The 21,647-nt window shown below is 54.9% G+C and carries 5 protein-coding genes; all 5 read right to left on the reverse strand.

The window, feature by feature from the left end; genetic code table 11:
- Positions 1-37: 37 nt before the first annotated feature.
- The 5 genes from A5320_RS03900 to A5320_RS03920 are packed head-to-tail and all read right to left on the reverse strand — an operon-like array spanning position 38 to position 21,644.
- Positions 38-1,915: an amino acid adenylation domain-containing protein gene (locus A5320_RS03900; protein ID WP_068061161.1), complete on the reverse strand. Its 1,878-nt coding sequence runs from the start codon at positions 1,913-1,915 to the stop codon at positions 38-40.
- Between the two features lie 9 nt (positions 1,916-1,924).
- Positions 1,925-5,161, reverse strand: a complete 3,237-nt coding sequence (locus A5320_RS03905; protein ID WP_068061162.1) for a condensation domain-containing protein — start codon at positions 5,159-5,161, stop codon at positions 1,925-1,927.
- 9 nt (positions 5,162-5,170) lie between these two features.
- Positions 5,171-9,598, reverse strand: coding sequence for a type I polyketide synthase (locus A5320_RS03910; RefSeq protein ID WP_068061165.1), 4,428 nt, complete (start codon positions 9,596-9,598; stop codon positions 5,171-5,173).
- On the reverse strand, positions 9,598-12,792 hold the full coding sequence (locus A5320_RS03915; protein WP_068061168.1) for a condensation domain-containing protein: 3,195 nt from the start codon (positions 12,790-12,792) through the stop codon (positions 9,598-9,600). Before A5320_RS03915 ends, A5320_RS03910 begins: the two co-directional genes overlap by 1 nt.
- Positions 12,789-21,644: a non-ribosomal peptide synthetase gene (locus A5320_RS03920; RefSeq protein WP_068061171.1), complete on the reverse strand. Its 8,856-nt coding sequence runs from the start codon at positions 21,642-21,644 to the stop codon at positions 12,789-12,791. The genes A5320_RS03915 and A5320_RS03920 overlap by 4 nt, the downstream gene beginning before the upstream one ends.
- Positions 21,645-21,647: the final 3 nt, after the last annotated feature.

A 21,647-nucleotide genomic window follows, 5' to 3' on the forward strand; every position in this document is an offset into this window, starting at 1 on the left:
GGGAGTACCTATTGTTTTATTATTCGGGACGTAACGATCAGACAGCAACATGATAAGCCGCATTGTCGATGGTTAGTCCCCACAATTGCTGGAGTAGCGCCAGAGCGTCAATACACTGCGCCATCTGCTGTACAGTCGGCTGAGCGCCCAGTAAATCAGCCGTGACGTCAATATGTAATTCCAGCCGAATCCGTTGTGCCGCCAGTTGCAGCTGTTCGACCGTGCCACCAAGCCGGTAGAAATTATCAGCTGGCTGCAGGGGGCTTTGCTGCAGAATATCCTGCAGGATTTGCAGCAAAGCCGCCGCATGAACAGCGGGCCGCTCCTCCACACTGTCAGCAGGCACCGCCGGCAATGTCCACTGGCTGAGGATTTTACGGTCGATTTTGCCATGTGTGTTAATGGGAAGTGCCGCGTGATACACATAGTGGGCAGGTACCATAAACTCAGGCAGTTTTTGCTGTAACAACTGACGAAGTTCAGCCGGGTTGGGTTCAGCCACAGCCGAATAATGCGCCACCAGGCACTCGCTGGTCGCGTGCTTCACGACTGCCACATCGTTCATGCCTTTGTAAGCGCTCAGGTGAAACTCAATCTCGCCCAGTTCAAGCCGAAATCCGCGCAGCTTAACCTGGTTGTCAATGCGTCCCAGGTACTCAAGCGACCCTTCCGCCTGAAACACCGCGCGATCACCAGTACGGTAAAACACCGGGCCATCCGGCCAATCCGGTAGGACCACAAATTTTAAGGCGGTTTGCGCCGGATTGTCGTGATAACCGGCGCTCACAGCAGGCCCGGTCACTAACACTTCGCCGGGACCGTCGACCACAGGCTTTAACTGTGCATCCACCAGCACCAGCAGACCCGACGATAAAGGTCGGCCAACGAGGTTACTTTGCAAGGCGGTAGGCGTCAGCTGACCCACCGTGATCACCACAGTCGCTTCCGTCGGCCCATAGCTGTTAAACAGCGCCATACCAGCGGGTACCGCACTGAACCAGGCTTGCAAGCGTTTTTTATCGTAAGATTCACCGCCGATGATACAAAGCCGTAATGAGGTTTCAGTGAGATCGGCGCTGTGCAATTGGTCGCAAATCACGTGCCAGTATGCGGTCGGCAAACTAACTGCGGTAATTTGCAACTGCTTGACGGTTTGCCAGAACTGGTCGCTACTGGCCAGAATATCTTCCGGCCGCACCACCAAGCATGCGCCACTGAATAATGTTAAGCCCAACTCTTCAATAAAGGTATCAAAGCTCACTGAACAAAACTGCAGGATCCGGTCCTGTGCCGAGATTGCATAACACTGATGCACTGCCGCCAGATAATTGGCGATATTTTGGTGACTGACAACCACTCCCTTCGGCTGACCGGTAGTCCCGGAGGTGTACATGATATAGGCTGCGTGATTCAAGGGCACGTGTTCAGGTGCCAGATCTGCCACCTGAGTGGCACGCCATAATTCATCAGTTGTCACTAACTGGTGGGCGGGGAAATCAAACCGGCGACCGAACGTTTCTGAGGTAATCCAGGCGTCCGGTTGACCATCCACCAGAATTTGCCTGATGCGCGCATCCGGATACTTGGGATCAATCGGGATGTACGCCGCCCCTGCACGCTGAATCGCAAGTAAACTGACTATCAGCTCAATGCCGGGCGCAACACTGAGCGCGACCCGACTGATCGACGGTCCAAACTTCGCTAGCAGCGCCCGGCTTATAGTCGTGACCTGCTCATCGAGCTGCGCATAGCTCAACACGATTTGACCATACTCCAGTGCCGCTGCTGCCGGTGCTGTGGCGGCCCGCATCGCCAACAAGCCCGCCAGCGAAAACGACAATCCGCTCGCCTGTTGCTGCCACTGTTGCGACAGCGCCGCATACTGTTGTTTTAAATCGGACAGATTTATGTTCATCGTACACACTCAATATTCAAAAGTATCGAAAGTTTCAGCGCTGGTAGTGGCGACGGCGTTGTGCTCGCGAATATGCATCATGGTCTCGAGGCAACTGCAAAAATCCTGCAAGGTCAGATTGTTAAACAAATCCTGCGTGGTGACCGGCAAACCAAAGCGTCGCTTAATCTCGTCAATCAGCTGCATCGCCAGCAACGAGTGCCCGCCAAGGTCAAAGAAATTATGCGTCCGCCCGACCGCATCCACCTTCAGTAACTGCTGCCACAGACGGGCAACTAGCTGCTCGGTATGGCCCTGCGGTGGCTCAAAGTGTTGCCGGGTTAACTCAGCCAAATCCGGCACGGGCAGCCAACGATAGTCGATTTCGCCGTTTGCCGAGCGTGGTAAATCTGGCACAACCAGCAACCAATCCGGGGCAAAATATTCGGCAACCTGCCGTTTTACGGTGGCTTTTAGCCGCTCCGGCTGCAAACCATCGGTTTGCGTCCCCACCACAAAGGCTAGGATCCCGGTATGACCCCGCTCATCGGCCAGGTAGACTGCCGCCGCGGTTTTCACCCCATTCAGTCGACATAGAGCATTTTCGACCTGATCTAAATTGACCGAGAAGCCACGGATCTGGTGTTGCTGATGTTTGCGTCCCTGTAGACGCAGAGTGCCATCGGTGCTTGCTTTGGCCAGTACATCGCTGCAGCAGGTTTGATCCACCGCTGGCCAGCCTGTGGTCAGCACGGCGCCAACCGGGGTGGGTGCCACCCCTCCGGTACTGCAGAGCAAGCCCACTTTTTCCGGCAAACAGAGATTCCGCTGCTCATCCCGGCAAGATAACTCGCGACCGGGCAGCGCAGTAAACCGCAATCGCTGCGGTGGTTCGGAAGGGAGTGTCGAGACCGCCTGAGTAAATAACCCGCCATGACTGGTCAACAACGCAAGAATAGTCGCCTCTGGCAATGCAGCGCGCAGTTTTGTCACCAGCGCATCCACCCAGCGTGAGCCCCGGCAGATCAGCCGGTTTAACCGAGGCCAGTCTTCATGTAATTCCGGATAGGCGGCGACCAGCTCTTCCAGCAGATGCCCGGAGCTTAGTAACCAATCAAATTGTTGCTGCTGACAGTAATCGACGAGGGCAAAGATATCACGACAAATACCCAGGGCCACCGGCCGCACCACACTCCCCGAAACAACCCCGAACCAAAGCAGTAACATCCGGTCAAAATCAGCCAGTGACGCCAGTAACGGAATCACCGGGGAAGCGCCACTGACTGCACTCTGGAGCAAGCTGACTTGGCTAAACACCTCGGTATCATGCACAGCCAGCCCCAACGCACCGGCCCCGTCGAGACGGACATACATCATCCGCGCCGGATGGCTACGCACTACCGTTACCTGCCGGTTGTTCACACTATGCAACTCTTCAATCTGAATGCGTCGCCGCGGCCAGGCAAGCCCAGTCTGCGAGATATTGCCCGTCAGCACGGTGAGTTGCTCCTGTACCCCTCTGGCAATCGGTATGGAGGCTGAGTCAAGCACCACACAGCATCCCAGTTTGGCGCAGGCTACCAAGGCAATCAGATCCTGGCGTAGATTCGTTTGTTCTATCACAACAAACTCACCCGGCAACACGCCCGTATCCGTCATCAATGTCAAAAGCCGGTCGCTGTCCATACTTAACTGGCCTGCGGTGATACCACTTTCCGGGTCGGCCAGAACCTGATGTTCCGGCGGCAGTGTGCTCAGTTGACCTAATAAGGTCTCAACGCCATGTGATTGAGGCATCGGCACCGGCATCGCGACAGTAGCCGGCGTCAGGAACTGACACAGGGACAACGCGGGCGCAATTACGACCGACTCCATCAGCTCATAAAAGGTCTGTAAGATTGCGGTCACGGTCTGTTCAGCAAAGATATCGCTGTTGTAAGTCAACCAGCCGCGTAGTCCATCATCAGTTTCACGAAACGTCAGATATAAATCATATTTCGACGTTGTGGTTTCAGCCCCATATTTGGCGATGTCGATGCCCGCAAGACTCACTTCGCTTGACGTCTTGTTCTGCAGCACCATCATGACCTGAAATAACGGGGTAATGCTTAGACTCCGGGTATGATTCAGGTGTTCGGTCACTTGTACGAACGGAATATCTTGATGACTGAAAGCCTGAATCGTGTTGGTTTTTACCGACGCCAGCACGTCAGTAAACGACTGATTTAAATCAATCTGATTTCGCACAACCAGCGTGTTGAGGAAATAGCCAATGACACTATTTAATTCCGGTTTATTGCGGTTATCCACCGGCGTTCCCACCAGAATGTCCTGCTCTTCGCTGAAATAACTCAACACGACACTAAACAAGGCCAATAAGCTGATAAACGGCGTTACGCTGTGCTGGCGACCCAACTGAAGGAAACGCCGCGTCAAATCTTTGGATACCGCAACGTCTAGCGCGCGGCCACGCCCGCTTGGTAAAGCAGGCCGGATATCATCGACCGGCAGATTGAGCAGTGCAGGAGCATCAGCCAGGGTATGTTGCCAGTACTGAAGCTGTTCACCTATTGTGCCAGCCAGCGTTTCCCGCTGCCACACAGCATAATCCCGGTATTGTATAGGTAGCGGCGGCAGCTCCACGGCGGTTCCGCCCTGTTTATAATGGGCATAACCAATGCCTAGTTCTTTTAAAAACAATCCCTTGGAGTACCCATCGAAAATAATGTGGTGGAAATTCAGCAACAAGAGATGATGCTGCGAATGTAGCCGCACCAATTCGAAACGCACCAACGGCCCTCTGCTCAAATCAAACAAGTGCCGGCTGTTCTCGGTCAGTTTTTGCTTGACCTGTGCTTCTGCTGCCTCTGCCGTCAGCGCCGACAAATCAATCTGCTGAAACGGTAACGGCGACTGTTGCACCAGTTGGCGCGGCTCTCCACTCACCTCAAAAAACACGGTTCTGAGCGCATTATGCCGCTGATAAATCGCAGCAAGGGCTCGACGTAAGGCTTCACAATCCAATGCCCCTTTCAGATGATAGGCGCTGGCCATGTTGTATTTATGGCTGGCGCCTTCCATCTGCTCCATAAACCACAATCCTTGCTGCGCAAATGAGACTGCCACTGGTTCTGTTGCATCGTGCTGACAAGGCTGAATACCCGACATGGCCGACGACAAGCTTCTTTCTTTGAATCGCTGTAACAACAACGCTTGCTCTTTTGGCGACAAAGCCGAAAGTTTTTCCTGTAGTTCCTTTTTGTCCACAACAACCCCCTAATCCTGCGTTATCAATTGTTCTGAATGGTGAAGGTCCAGCTGCTCCAATTCAGCCAGTAGCAACGCCAAATCATCGTCCTGTACACTGGCCATACTCTGCGAGAAAATCAGGGTCGCCATCGCCTCGACTGTCAAAGCGTTGTAGAGCTGCGCTATCGTCAGCTCGACCAAAAACTCAGTGCGCAGCAACATCAGTAACTGGCCAAGTAATAAAGAATTACCGCCAATTTCAAAAAAATTGTCCTGAATTCCTATCTCATCTATACCTAGAATTTTCTGCCAGATAGCGATCAAACTCAGCTGCACAGGAGACTCGGCGGCAACATAAGGCGTCGAAAGCGCCGGCCTTGCTCTGACCGCCGCCTGTGTGACAGCCGCAGGAGACAGACGGCTTTGCTGGGCAAGCCGATAACGCTGGATCACCTCATCGACGACAAATTTACTCACCACCACCTGTGGCTGCGCCAGTTGTAAAATCTGCTCCAGTAAGCGGCAACCTTCCTGGTCGGAGATCCCCTCATCAAGCGAACGGTCGTCGCGCGTCCGGCTATTTTTTGTCGCCATCCCGCTCTCGCTCCAGCGACACCAGTTCACCGAGATGGTTGGAAACGTCATGCTTTTCGCCGCCTGACGAACCAGCACATCCATCATGCCGTTCGCTGCACTGTAGGCATATTGACCAGCGCCCCCTTTCAACGCACTTTGGGAGGAACACAACAGCACAAAATCCGGTGGAAACTGCTGGCAAAGTGTCAGCAGGTGCTGTGTGCCACTGACTTTGGGCGCGGCAGTTTTCGAGAGTAGTTCGTCACTGGCCAGCGCGATAATTTTACTGTCTGCAATCCCCGCAGCATGGATCACACCATCAATCCGCCGCGTGGCGCTCGTCCCGGCAAACATGCTCTGTAAGACCGTAAACTGGCTGACGTCCCCCGCAACCAGCTGCACCGTTGCCGCCTTCTCTCGGATGCGTTGCAATGCAGCGTCCACTGTTGGCGTTGCTGATGCTACAGCTGGATCGCGGCTTAACAGTATTAAATGCGCCTGATAATGGCTGGCCAGATACTCGGCAAATACCAGGCCAATCCCGCCCAGCCCACCGATGATCAAATAATTGCCGCCCGTTTTAAGCCGGTGCTGAGGATCTGCAACCGTTGGTGCAACGTTAAATTGTCGCTGAAAGCACTGACCCGCCCGAATCACTGTCGGATACATCAGACCGGCGCTTTGCGCCGTTAATTGAGTCACCACGCGAAGATCAGCCGGATCTGCTGCCGCGACATCCACATCAATCAACCGGCAGGATAATGCCGGATATTCTTGCTCTGCACACAGCAACAGGGCCTGTAAGCGTGCGGTAAGCACGTCACCAAAGGACGGATCAAACAAGTCCCACAGCGGGGTCTGCAACAGGTTCAGACTGACAGCTCGCCCGGCTGTTTGCCCAACCGCTTTGATCAGCGTCGTACATTGGTCGGCTAGCCCGGAGCTTGGGTGCCAGGCAGACGGCAGCAGTAACACTGCCAACGGCTGCGGTTCGACATTCTGCAGGTTTGACTTAGAGGTAACACTTTGCCATTCCTGCGCCAGCTGCAAAGCCGGCCCCGGATAAACATCGACGCAGGCGCCAGCCTGACACAGCAGCCTTTGCAGCGTCTCGGTCAGTTGCGCATCATCTCCGACAATCAGAAAACAGTGAGTCGCCGGCGAAGCTGTGAGGCTGATTTGCCGCCATTGTGGCAGATGCAGCCAGCTTTCCGGCAACGCGCCGTTACCGCCGGTCGATGCCAGCGCAGGCTGTACAGCCGCCGTCGGTGTGACCCAATGATCCCGCATCACAGCCACCGGTCCGGGTAAGGCCACAAAATGACCGGCACGACCGTCTAACCAGCTTACAAAATTAAGCGGATAACCACGTTGCCATAGCTGAGCGATCGCATCCAACCAACAAGCCTGTTGCTTTCTGATCATTTTCGGATGCGGTTGCGAGGCGACTACCGCGCGCGCCAGACCATCACTTTTCAGCAACTGACTCAGCACCTGGCCAGGGCCGACCTCCAGTGCAATCACCTCAGACAAGCCATGCAGATGCACTGCGGCCTGGTCAAACCGGACACAACTCAGCAACTGTTGCGACCAATAGGCACCATCAAGCACATGACCGGCGGCCATCACTGCACCGCTGAGGTTACTAAGCAGCGGCAACGATAACGGCTTGGGTCCTAGCCTATCGACCAGCGTACTGAGGACGGCAGCACTTTGCGCCATCAGTCGGCTGTGAAATGCATATCGCCGCGAAATCCAGCGATAGCCAATCCCCCGCAAGTCCAACTGGTGCTGAAGGTCCTCCAGCAAGGCAAGTGGCCCGGCAATCACCAGATTACCACTGGCGTTAATCGCAGCGATATCCAGCTCTGCTGACAACATGGGCTGCAACATGACCGGACTGCAATCAACCGACAGCATTGCACCAGCCGGCGCTGCAGACATCAGTTTGCCGCGCTCACGCACCAGTATCAGCCCCTGCTCCAGACTGAAACAGCCGGCTACCGTGGCTGCAACAAGCTCGCCCAAACTATGCCCAAGCACCAGTTTTGGCACCGCACCCAGCTGCTGCCAGCAGCAGTACAGGCTGTATTCGACGGCAAACAGCAATGGTTGAACCACCGCCGTATCGTCAGGGATTGGTTGCCCGTGCTGCAGATAATCTGTTATATCAAGCCCATCGTGGTCTTTTAGGAACTGCGCGCAGCGGTCAAATGTCTGACGAAAGCACGGTTCGGTCTGGTACAAGTCATTGAGCATGCCAAGGTGCTGAGCGCCCTGGCCTGGAAACATCATCACTAAGGTTGGTTGACCGGCAACAACGGCATGCGGTTCGCTCTGAAGGGCTGCACTTAATTCGCCAACCGAGTTGACCACCAGCGCCTGACGAACAGCATGGCTTGGTCTGCCCTGCGCCAGAGTGAGTTCAACATTGGCCAGACTGACGGGGGATTCGGCGAGCCTTCGACCAAGCGACGCGGCGCCGTATGCCAGCCGTTCTGTCGTCAGATCAGATAGCAGAATCAACCGGTAATCAGCCGCCCCGGCAACCAGGTCCTGAGGTTTCGGGGCATTATCGAACCCGGACAGAATCATATGAGCATTCGTTCCCCCCATGCCAAAAGAACTGACAGCCGCCAACCGTCGCTGCGGTGGTGCTGGCCAGTCCATCGTGTCAGCATTCACAAAAAACGGAGAGTGCTCGAGCTGTAACGCCGGATTCGCTTGCTTAAAATGCAAGGTGGCCGGGATTTTGCCATCGCGCACCGCCAGCGTGGCTTTGAGCAATCCCAACAGTCCGGACGCAGCCCCAAGGTGGCCAAGGTTGCTCTTCACGGCGCCGAGCGCGCAGTATTGCTGTTTTTCCGTAAAGGCTCGGTACACCGCAGTTAACGCGGCGACCTCAACCGGATCGCCCATCGGTGTTGCCGTGCCGTGCGCCTCCACAAAGCCAATCTCCGCCGGATCAATCTGTGCATCAGCCAGGGCCGTTGCAATCACCGACGCCTGCCCCTCAATCCCCGGCGCTGTATAGCCCACTTTGACGGCGCCATCGTTGTTCAGCGCACTACCCTCCAACACGGCCCAAACATCACGTTTTTGCGCAACCGCGTCCTCAAGACGCATCATGACCAGCACAACCGCGCCATTCCCGCTGACAGTGCCGCTGGCATCCGCGTCAAAGGTTCGGCAATAACCATCCTTCGACCGGATTCCGCCGGATTGATAAAGGTATCCGTGATTATGCAGCGAGGATATCTTGGCACCGCCGACCAGAGCGACGTCACATTCGTGGTCTAGCAAACTTTTACGGGCATGATGGGCGGCAACCAGTGAACTGGAGCAGGCTGTACTGAAATTGACCGCCGGTCCTTTTAAATTCAGTTTATATGCGATTTGGGTTGCGACGAAACTGTTGTCATTGCCAAACTGCACCGTTTTGTGGCCAACACTGGCAACAATGTCTGGCCGGCCAGCCAGATTGTTTGGCATATAATCACTGCCGCCGACCCCGGTAAACACCCCGATCACCAGATTTGGGTCGTCGCGGCGAATGGCCGCGTTGTGCAGCGCATCACTGGCGCAATGCAGCAGCGAGCGTAACTGCGGACCGGCAATCTCCGCTTCTTTCGGTGTCATGGCAAAAGCGTCAGCGTCAAATGCAGCAATATCGTCCAGCGGTGCTGCCCATTTGACATAGTTATGCTGCTGCAACAGCGCCTGGCTCACGCCAGCGTTTTTGAGAGTTTCATCGCTTAATTCGCGTAAAAACAAGGTTTTATCGCATAACAAGCGCCAGAACTCTTCCGGATCACGGGTTTTAGGTAAATGCACGGCGGCACCTACCACGGCTATTTTTTTAGCTGCCTGCAGGCTCATCAACACTCCTCCCGCGCGGGTAACTGCCGTTTGGCCAGTCGCGCCTGAATTTTTTCAATATCAATCAACTCGCGTTGTTGTCCGGTGACTAACGCGGTCTGAGCTTCTACCGTCGGGTGTTGAAACAGGTCGACAACCTGCAACGGCTGTAGCGAAATCGCTTTCATCTGACTAAACAACTGGATTAACAACATGGAGTTCCCACCAATGCTGAAAAAGTTATCTGTCACCCCGAAGCTGGTGCTTTTTAATAACGCCGCCCAAATAGCCCAGATTTGCTGCTCGACCGGATGACGTGGCGCAATAGTGACCGCTGTCCGTACATCGATATCAAGCTGATTTAACCGCGCTTTGTCCAGCTTGCCATTGAGGGTAACCGGTAAAGCGTCCAGCCGGACGAACCGGGTCGGCCGGGCATAAGCCGGTAACGCTGCCAACACCTGACCATACGCTGCTTCCTGCCAATCGCCAGCGACGACCAGATAAGCGACCAAGGTCTGCAGGCCAGCAACAGAACGGGCATGGACGACCGCCGCCTTCACGTCAGGGACCGTCAATAACAAGGACTCCGCCGCTGCTGTTTCAACCCGATAGCCATTTATTTTAAGCTGACCATCCTGTCGTCCCAGGTAGAACAAAGCGCCGGCTTCATTCTGGTAGACCAGATCGCCGGTAGCGTAGAGGCGTTGTCCGTGTGCCGAAGGATCGGGTAAGAATACGCAGGCCGTTTGCCCGGGTTGTTGCCAATAGCCGGCACCGACCCCGGGACCGCTGACGTAGAGCAACCCCGGCTGTAGTAAACCACATGGCCGCAGATCGTCGTCCAGCACTAACAACCTGTTCTTTCCCAGTGGAGCGCCCAGACTGACCGCGCCATCCGGCGTAAATTCGCCACAACTGACACCGATGGTACATTCGGTCGGACCATAATGATTCCACAACTTACACTCACCGGCATAGAGCGCCAGCAGTTGCTTTAATCTGGCCGATGTAGCCTCGCCGCCCAGAATGAGTTGTCTGGCCGGTAACAAATCAGTCGGTTGCGTGCTGGCATCCAGTAACGCCTGTAAATGCGACGGCACAATTTTCAGAACATCGAGCTGATGGCGGCGAAAAAGCGTCGCCAGATAACCAGCATCCAGCACGTAGGGCTCTTCAACCAACAGCAAAGTCCCACCTGTGCACAACGCACCAAACAAAGCGGTATAGCCCAAATCTGCCGCGATAGTGGACAGATAGGACCAGGTACTGCGACGATCAAAACCCACGGCAGTCTCAATTGCTGCAACGTAATGCAACAGGTTTTGCTGGGTGACCATCGCCGCTTTGGACTGCCCGGTGGTGCCGGAAGTAAGGATCAGATAAGCCAGCTGTTGGGGCACTATCGACACTGCTGGCGCCGTATCGCTGAATTGCTGTAGCTCGTCCCAATCGCGATCTAACGAGATCACTAGATCCTGATGGCAATGCAGCGCCATATCAAGACAGGATTGTTCGGTAATGATGGCCGCAACATCAATCTGCTGCGCCAACAACGTTAGTTTTTGCGCAGGCCAGCTGCTGTCAACGGGCACATAAGGGATCCCTGCCAACAAACAGCCAAAAATTGCCACCATCAGCTGTGGCGAGCGCCGCATACAGATAGCAACCGGGCGATCACCGAGTGACTGGCTCAGTAACAGATTAGCCAACCGGTTACTGCCCGCAACCAACCATTCATAGGAATATGATTGGTCCCGATAGCAAATCGCAGTGGTCTGCGGCTGTGTTTGCCGCAATGACTGTAACAACGGACCCACCCCATTGGTCGGCGACTGCCAGTGGCGGGTCTCCACGGCGGAAACGACAGCACCAGCGGTTAGTTGCCGGATCGATTGCGCCGGCGCCAGCGCCATCTGCTGTAAAACATCTGACAGTTGGGCTAGCAACACCTGCGCCGCTTGCTGGCTCACCAGCTGTTGGTCAAACTTTATTTCGAGGCGTAAGGCCTGATCGGGCACAACCATCAGAGTTAGCGGGAAATTGTTATAAGAAAAGCTACTGAGTTTTTTTAGCTGCAACCGGGTAGCCGTTTCCATCTGTTGCTGATGCTGCTGGATTGGATAGTTGTCAAATACCACAATCGAATCAAACAGATTGGTTTGGCCCAACTGGGGCAGACATTCTTTGATTTTCGACAGCGGATAATACTCAAAGTCGGCTTTGCGACTGTTTTGTTGTTGCAGAGTCAATAAGGCCGCGCCCACCGTGTTCGACGGCTCCAACTGTACCACAACCGGCAAGGTGTTGATGAACGGGCCTACGATCTGTGCTGCGCCTTCCACCACAGCAGGCCGGCCTGCGACTGTAGCACCAAACATCACCTGCTGCCGGCCACTCAGTTTACTGAGCAACAGGGCCCACGCCAGTTGAAACATGGTATTGACGGTGACCTGACAGTGCGCGGCAGCATCGCGGATCTGCGCACTGAGGGTTTGAGATAACTGCATCGACACCGAACCAAACGCCGGCGCCAGCGGAGCCCGCTCGTCCAGTGGCTGCAAAAAGTACAGCGGCGTTTTCTCAGTTACGCCTGACAAATACTGCTGCCAAAACTGCTGCGCCAGTTGTAAATCCTGTTGCTGCAGGTACTGCACATACTCGCGGAACTGCCGGGGCCGGCTCGTCGTAGGCGTCACACCGGCAGTCAACTGCTGATAAAATTCAAAAACTTCCCGGACCACCAACGGCCCCGACCAACCGTCAATAATGACATGGTGATGGGTCCAAATCAGCCGGTACCGTTGCGCATCACAGCGGATCAGCACAAACCGCATTAGAGGCGGCCGGGTAAAATCAAACTTCTTTTGCCGCTCCTGCAGTAACAGACTGTGAAACAGCTGCGCTTGCTCGCTGTGCGACAGTGTTGTCCAGTCCAGCTCTTTCATCGGTAACATGGCTTTTTTAAGGACAACCTGCAGTGGCTTCTCGGTATCCAGCCGCATGAACAATGTCCGAAACACATCATGGCGCTCAATCACCATGGTCCACGCAGACCAAAAAGCTGCAACATTCAGCGGGCCGGTGATTTCAAGGCCATCCTGGATGGTATAAACATCCGAATCCGGTGACAGCATAGTGTGAAAAATCATCCCATGCTGCATGCCCGTCAAGGGATAAACCGTATCGATTTGCTGATTAATTTTCGTGGTCATACATCACACTCTTCTTGTTGCAACACGCTTAAATCACTGAGCTCTGCCACCAGCTCATCCAGTTCTGCCTGCGCTAGATTGGCATGTGGCAGATCCGCTGGCGTAAAGCCGCCATGCTGGCACGTCAGACTACTGTCAATCAGCTGATGCAGTCGCTGCAAACAGCTGGCTGCCAGTGCTTCAGCAGTGGCGCGCCTGTGTTTATGCCGACTGAAGCCCAGACGCAACTGCAAAGTTGCGTTAATGATGGCAAAATTAAAATCGAGCAAATAGGCTCTTTCTTGTTCTGGTGCATGCTCGTCGGTACTACGCCAGTCGTCGGCAGTCAGCCCCTGAGCAGTATCAAAGCTAAATTGGCCTGCATAGTTAAACCGGATCTCAGACGTCAGATTACAGTGAAGACCGGCGACATATCGCCCCACACCATAATCAAAACCACGGTTCGGGACCTGACGATATTGTTCTTTGACGGACTTAAGTTCTGCCAACACATCGTTGCTCGACGCTGGCGACAGCACCATTGGGTACAAACTGGTGAACCAGCCGACACAACCAGAGACATCCAACGTATCATCAAGGTGTTCGCGACCATGCCCTTCCATCATCACAACCGTTGGCGATAGGCCACGCCAGTCAGAAATCGCTAACAGCGTCGCGGTCAGCAGTGTTTCAACGACCGTTGTGTTAAAGGCAAGCTGGGCCTCGTTTTGCAGCAGTTGAGTCTGCTCAGTGGATAACTCACATAACACGATATCAAGGCTTGCCTGGGTATTCGCGCCTTTGTCAAGTTCACAGGGCAAGCGTGGTAAATCGTCCGGTAACTGCTGCCAATAGGCGAATCGCTGCGCCACTTCGGGCTGGCAGGCATACTGCGCCAGCGCCAAGCTCCATTGTCCGTATGATGTACCCGTCGCCACACCGGCCATGGTGGTACCAGCCAGCCAGCAACGATAGCCTTGCAGTAAATCCTGCTGAATTATCCGCCACGATACACCATCAACCAGCAAGTGGTGACAAATGATCACTAACCGGACTCGACCGGCTCCCAAGACAAAGCGAATAAACCGGCACAGCGGTGCCCGCTCCAGCGAGAAACTGGCCTGCTGCTGGCTGACAATCCGCGCTTGTTCCCGTTGTTGTGCTGACTCAGCCAAGCTGCTCAAATCATAGTCTGAGGTGATTTCCGCGACCATGGCTGACTGATAGGCAACTATAGACTGGCACACATCCGGATAACTGCCGGTCAACTGCAGACGCAACATATCATGCCGCTGTAACAACATTCCGACTAACTGCTGCAACACTGGAAATGTCAGACTATCACTAATGAGCAACGAAGCGGTCTGATTGTAATGATGGGGCGCTGTTGTAACCTGCTGGAAAAAGTAGTGCTGGACCGGCGTCAACGGGATCTGAGTCGTCGGTGCCACGACAATCACCGGCACTACAGGTTCTGTTGCGGCCAAACTGGCAGCCAGCTCGGCAATCGTCGGCGCCTCAAATAACCGCTGTGGACCTATCACCAATCCCTTTTCCCGCGCCGCAGAGACCACCTGGATTGCAGTAATCGAATCGCCGCCCAAACTAAAAAAGTTGTCATGAATACCAATGGGGCTCCGGCGCAGCAGTCCCTGCCAAATCTCTGTCAGAACCACTTCCGTCTCATTGCGGGCACCCACATACGACGTCCCCGCATCCTCCTTCACCACCGGCAATTGCTGACGTGCCACTTTACCATTGCCCAGCCGCGGCAAGGCTGCCATCTGCACATAATACTTCGGCTGCATCACCTCCGGTAACTGCTCGCGCGCACGGGCACGCAACTGCTCCTGCGTCACACCGCTGCCAACCACGTACGCCACCAGACTGGGTTGCCCTGCGACACCCACTGCCTGCACAAAACAATCCGTCACTCCTGCAACTTGCTGTAACTGGACTGCGATTTCCTGCGGCTCTATCCGGTGCCCATGGATTTTCAGTTGGTCATCCAGTCGTCCCAGAAAATGTACCCGGCCCTGGCTGTCAACACGCGCTTTATCTCCGGTTTTGTATAGCCTCGCACCGGCTCGACCACTAAACGGATCCGGCACAAATGCCGCTGCAGTTTTCCGCGCGTCCTGTTGATAGCCCAAGGCCACCCCAGGACCACCGATATACAACTCGCCCGCCAATCCCCAGCCCATCGGCGCCATCTGCTCATCAAGCACGTACCAGCGGCCTTCACCAAACGGACGCCCCAGACAAATGCCATCCGTCAACCGCTGAACACTCACTCCAACCGTTGTTTCCGTCGGTCCGTAGTGATTCCAAATCTCCAGCGCCGGTGCCAGCGCCCGCAACCGTTGCAACAACGTCTCACTGACGGCCTCACCGCCCAGCAATAAATGCCGCTTCGGTAACAATGCCGCCGCCTGACTGTCACTTAATAACGCAGCCAGATGCGAGGGAACTATTTTCAGCACATCCACTGGACGACTTAACAGCGCTTCACGTAAACCATAGGCATCCAGATTCAACGATTCCGGCAGCAGCCTTAAGCATTTGCCCTGGCCTAATGCACCAAATAATGCGGTATAACCCAAATCCGCCGTCAGCGCGGCCAGCGATAATAACTCGTGATAACCGGCGTCCCCTAAGGCCTGCGCAAACCCAGCCACATAATGCGTGATTGCACCATGGCTCACCTGCACCCCCTTCGGCACGCCCGTCGAGCCCGAGGTGAATATCTGATACGCTACATCCGTTGCCTGCGGGATAAACGTCGGCGGCTCCGGGCTATAATCCGCGATTTCGTCCCAATCGCGATCCAGAGAAATGATAAGCCCATCAAATAAATCGCTGACCAGCTCCAGCTCCGTCTGCTCTGTTAACACCACTTTAGGCGACAACTGCCTTGCGAGCAGTGCACGACGCCCAGGCGGCAACCCGGCGTCAAACGGAATAAAATAGCCGCCGGCTTTCCAGATAGCCAGCATCGCCACAACCCACTTCGGATCACGGCGATGACACAGCACCACCGCATCACAGCGTTGCACACCGGCCGCTATCAGCGCATTAGCTAGCTGATTGGCGGCCTGATTGAGCCAGTGATAACTGTAGGTCTGTCCCTCGAAAGCCAGCGCCGTCGCTTCCTGCCAGCTGCTGCAAGCAATAGCTTGCAGCAGGTTAGGATGCTCAGGCTCCAGGAACCTGGCAGGACTAGATAACGCCAATAACTGCTCTGTCTGCGCAGATGGCAACGGGACCATCCTGCAGAAACTGGCTTGTGGTTGCGACACCATCTGCTGCAAGACGGCCGCAAGCAGCGACAACATCTGTTCAACCTGCTGCGTATCGAGCAACAGTTGCTCATATTTGCAGTGGACCGACAGCGAATGCTGCGGATTGATCATCAGCGTCAGCGGAAAGTTGTTATACGACTCGGCAAATAACGGAGTCGCCCGAAGTTGTCGTTGCTGTGCCTGTCCGGCCACGTGATCCGGGATATTCTCAAACACAAGCACAGTGTCAAACAATGGTTTCTGAGGTTGCGGGGCCAAACGTTGGATCTCGGCCAGCGGCAACTGACCGTGTACTTCGGCCAGCTGTGTTGAACGGGTCAAATCAGCAACGACAGTCAGATAGTCCTGATCCCGGGCTGGTCGCACGACTACTGGCACCGTGTTGAGAAACACGCCGACCATGGCATCAATCCCGGCGACCTCCGCCGGACGTCCGGCAATCGTCAATCCAAAAAGTACGGACTCCGGCTGTTCCTGCCACAACCATAACACCTTGGCCCAAGCCGCCTGAAACAGAACACTTAACGTCGTGCATTGGGTGCTTGCCAGTTGTCGCAACGCATCGCTGAGCGGCTGACCGATTTCCAGCGCATGCTCCGCAAAGCGGGCGCCAATATCGCCACGTTGTGGTTTGCCCGCACCCGATAACAAAGTCTGCTGATTCACATCAGCCAGCATCGCTTGCCAGTATTGCTGGTCAGCGCCAGAGTCGCGTTGCATTTGCCATACCCGGTAGTTTTTATAAGGGACAGCCGCAGGTACAACCGACTCAGCAAAATAGGTCGCTATCACAAATTGCCAGATTTTCGCCGCAGACCAGCCATCACTGATCGCATGATGACGCTCCCACAGCACGCGATGCTGCTCATCGGCAAGACGAATACAAAACAACCGCATCAATGGTGCGGCACTGAAATCATATGGCACCCGCAATTGCTGTCGCTGGAGAGTGAGAAAAGCCTGTGCCACTTCCGGCTCGGATAGGTGTCGCCAATCCAGCAATTGCCAAGGTAATTCCGCCTCAGCGACAACCACCTGATGCGGTTCAGCCGCCAGCCCGACAAAAAGCGTACGGAAACAGTCAAAATGCGCGATAGCAGCCTGCCAGGCCTCACGAAAGCGCTCAATATTCAGCGGCCCGGTTAACTCAAAAGCCGACTGGATGCGATATGCCACCGAATCCGGATAGACACTGGCATGCGCCAACATGCCATTTACCATACTGGCAGGCGGATAAATATCCTCTACCCGTGAATGACGTTTGGCCATGGTGTGCACCAAATCTGTCAATGCGGCGTTATCAAGACTGGCATAAGGGAAATCGATAGAGTCCGGCAGCAAATCAGTCTGCTGCTGGCATAACCTGATCACAGCTTGCAGATGACTACTAAAACACTCAAGCAAAGTCTGTGCTTTGACTGCAGAAATTTGCTGCGCACTGTAACTAAGGTAACAAATAAACCGCCCATCTTTTACCAGACAACTGACATCCAATGGGTATTCCCGCAAGCCTTTGGCAAAGCGCAGTGAGCCAATTTGTTCGTCAGCTGGCCTGAAAATCGGAGGTGCCGAAGATGATTGGCCATGCTGTCCAAGGTAAGTAAAAAACACGGTGGCCTGGTCTAACGCATCGTACTGCGCACCAGCATATCGAGACTGCCCAACCAGGTAGTTCTGGCCTTTATGAGGTACCACACGGAGTTGGCGCTTGATCCGGTTGATTTCTTCCGCCAACGAACCTGAGCCCAGTGTTAAGGTCAACGGATACACGTGCGCAAACCAACCAACAGTCCTGCTGTTATCGAGCATCAACTGCCCCTGTTGCCGGCCGTGCCCCTCCTGGACCAACTGTAACGTCGGTTGCTGAAAGATATCGTGCCAGGCCAGCATCCAGGCGGTTAACAGTAATTCATTGATTTCAGTCCGAAATGCCTGATTAGTCTGTTCCAGCAATGCTGTGGTGTGCCAAGTGTCCAGACTAACAGAGCAGTATTGCTCGGTGTCTTCGGTGTAGCGGGTCCGGAATAGTGACCCGACCTGCGATGGTGTGGCCATTTCCCAGTATGCCGATTCAGCGGACCAGTCAAAATTGGCAGATGCCAATTCGGTCGCGCACTGCAGAAACGAGCTGGTTTTTCCTGGCAACGCCTTCGACTGACCACTGACAATCTGTTGATACAGCGTCATAAAATCTTCCAGCAAAATACGCCAGGACACTCCATCTACCGCAAGCGGAGGGATCATGAACGCCAACCGGCCGCTATCGGCACTGAACTCAAACCAATACACTTTGAGCATCGGGTCATCATTGAGGCTATAACTGTGTTGCAGCTGTTGTAAAGCGGCCTGCACCGCCGTCTGTTTATCAGGCACCTGCGTTAAATCAAGCCGCGTCAGGATCTGGCTCGCCAGCGCGGCTGTATTTGGCCGCACATGCTGTTCCCACTGACCGTTATTACATTGGAAAGCCGCCCGCAGCATATCGTGATGTTGCAGCAGGGTATTTAAAGACAGAGACAAAGCCGACGCATCCACAGCTGTCGAATACGACAATAGCCGCACTCTGAAATACTGTGCAGACGCAGTGCCATGCTGTTGCAAAAACCGCTGCTGTCTTGGTGTTAACGGCACTGTGCCGGTGATCTCGCCTTGCTCTGCCGACACTGACAGCTGGGTCACCGATGGACTCAGAGTGGCGATGGTCTGACTGCTAAAGAGCTGCTTAGGATCGAGCATCAAGCCATGTTGGCGGGCTTTGGCCGCCACCTGGATTGCAATAATCGAATCGCCGCCCAAACTAAAAAAGTTGTCATGAATACCAATGGGGCTCCGGCGCAGCAGTCCCTGCCAAATCTCTGTCAGAACCACTTCCGTCTCATTGCGGGCACCCACATACGACGTCCCCGCATCCTCCTTCACCACCGGCAATTGCTGACGTGCCACTTTACCATTGCCCAGCCGCGGCAAGGCTGCCATCTGCACATAATACTTCGGCTGCATCACCTCCGGTAACTGCTCGCGCGCACGGGCACGCAACTGCTCCTGCGTCACACCGCTGCCAACCACGTACGCCACCAGACTGGGTTGCCCTGCGACACCCACTGCCTGCACAAAACAATCCGTCACTCCTGCAACTTGCTGTAACTGGACTGCGATTTCCTGCGGCTCTATCCGGTGCCCATGGATTTTCAGTTGGTCATCCAGTCGTCCCAGAAAATGTACCCGGCCCTGGCTGTCAACACGCGCTTTATCTCCGGTTTTGTATAGCCTCGCACCGGCTCGACCACTAAACGGATCCGGCACAAATGCCGCTGCAGTTTTCCGCGCGTCCTGTTGATAGCCCAAGGCCACCCCAGGACCACCGATATACAACTCGCCCGCCAATCCCCAGCCCATCGGCGCCATCTGCTCATCAAGCACGTACCAGCGGCCTTCACCAAACGGACGCCCCAGACAAATGCCATCCGTCAACCGCTGAACACTCACTCCAACCGTTGTTTCCGTCGGTCCGTAGTGATTCCAAATCTCCAGCGCCGGTGCCAGCGCCCGCAACCGTTGCAACAACGTCTCACTGACGGCCTCACCGCCCAGCAATAAATGCCGCTTCGGTAACAATGCCGCCGCCTGACTGTCACTTAATAACGCAGCCAGATGCGAGGGAACTATTTTCAGCACATCCACTGGACGACTTAACAGCGCTTCACGTAAACCATAGGCATCCAGATTCAACGATTCCGGCAGCAGCCTTAAGCATTTGCCCTGGCCTAATGCACCAAATAATGCGGTATAACCCAAATCCGCCGTCAGCGCGGCCAGCGATAATAACTCGTGATAACCGGCGTCCCCTAAGGCCTGCGCAAACCCAGCCACATAATGCGTGATTGCACCATGGCTCACCTGCACCCCCTTCGGCACGCCCGTCGAGCCCGAGGTGAATATCTGATACGCTACATCCGTTGCCTGCGGGATAAACGTCGGCGGCTCCGGGCTATAATCCGCGATTTCGTCCCAATCGCGATCCAGAGAAATGATAAGCCCATCAAATAAATCGCTGACCAGCTCCAGCTCCGTCTGCTCTGTTAACACCACTTTAGGCGACAACTGCCTTGCGAGCAGTGCACGACGCCCAGGCGGCAACCCGGCGTCAAACGGAATAAAATAGCCGCCGGCTTTCCAGATAGCCAGCATCGCCACAACCCACTTCGGATCACGGCGATGACACAGCACCACCGCATCACAGCGTTGCACACCGGCCGCTATCAGCGCATTAGCTAGCTGATTGGCGGCCTGATTGAGCCAGTGATAACTGTAGGTCTGTCCCTCGAAAGCCAGCGCCGTCGCTTCCTGCCAGCTGCTGCAAGCAATAGCTTGCAGCAGGTTAGGATGCTCAGGCTCCAGGAACCTGTTAACAGTATCAACAGCCTGCGGTATCCCCAGCACCCGGGTCGAAACGATTAGGCTCCCATGATGCTCATCCAACGCCGTCAATAGGGTACAGTATTGTTGTAATAACAGTTCCGCCCAGCTATCCAGAATCAGCGCTTTGTCATAACGTAAACATAACCGCAGCCCTGCAGCTGTCCGGCTTACCTCCACCAGCAATTGTTGCCCTGCCGGCAGATACGGGCAAATCATTGCGTTTAGCGTTTGCAGGTTCAGCTGACGCTGATACGCAAATCCGAAGTCGGCCACGACTGGCGCTGAATAATAATCCTGCCACTGCTGATGTAGCTGCCACTGCTGGCTGGTTGCAGTCAGTTGTGATGACGTGATCGCGTCGTGTTCCTGGCTAAAATGCATCGGTAGTTGCTTTTCAAGCTTACCCGTTAATGGTTGCAACTCGTCATAACTGCGACCGTTACTCAGGCATCCGACCGCAACCTGTTGCCCCAAATTGTGCGCCGATAACAGTGCGCCCCATACGGTCAAAAGCACGACTTGCTCATCGACCTGATAGGTTTGACATAACTGGTCGATCTGTTGCTCCACCGCCACTGCAAGTTCCTGATGCACCATGCTGTGGCCCTGCGCAGATATCTCACACGTGAGACCCAGATGTGTAGCGTGACTCACCGATTGGAGCGACTGCCAGTACAACGGTCCTGCATCGGTACTGTCTGACGCGACCAGACTGGCCTGCCAATTGATGACGGCGTCCAGGGAATACTCGCACGCCAGCGCTGCCGCGCTGCCGGTCTCTGCGACCGTATCAAGCAGCTGTAACCAAAGTTGCAACGAATGAGTATCGACCAACTGTGCGTCGAATTGAATGACGGCCAAACCAACCTGCCCGGCGGCTGCAAACATGACAACTTCGGCCGCCAACCCAGGTAGTTCGACTGACAGGCAATCCGGCCACGCGCCGGCATCTGCCAGCGGCCTGTGCTCAACACGAAAACAACCATTATCCTGCCAGGCAGGCAATTGCAGCGCTGCTAGTGCAGCTTGCATCGCTTCAGACAGCGACGATGCAGAACAACCTTGTGTGGAGGTGATGAGCACAATACGACGTGAGCTTAAATGCTCGGGGATTGCTACGGAGCCTGAAAACCAGCTTCTTTCAAGTAACATGCA

Origin of the sequence: Rheinheimera sp. SA_1 (assembly GCF_001669775.1) — a bacterium.
Classification (GTDB): Bacteria; Pseudomonadota; Gammaproteobacteria; order Enterobacterales; family Alteromonadaceae; genus Pararheinheimera.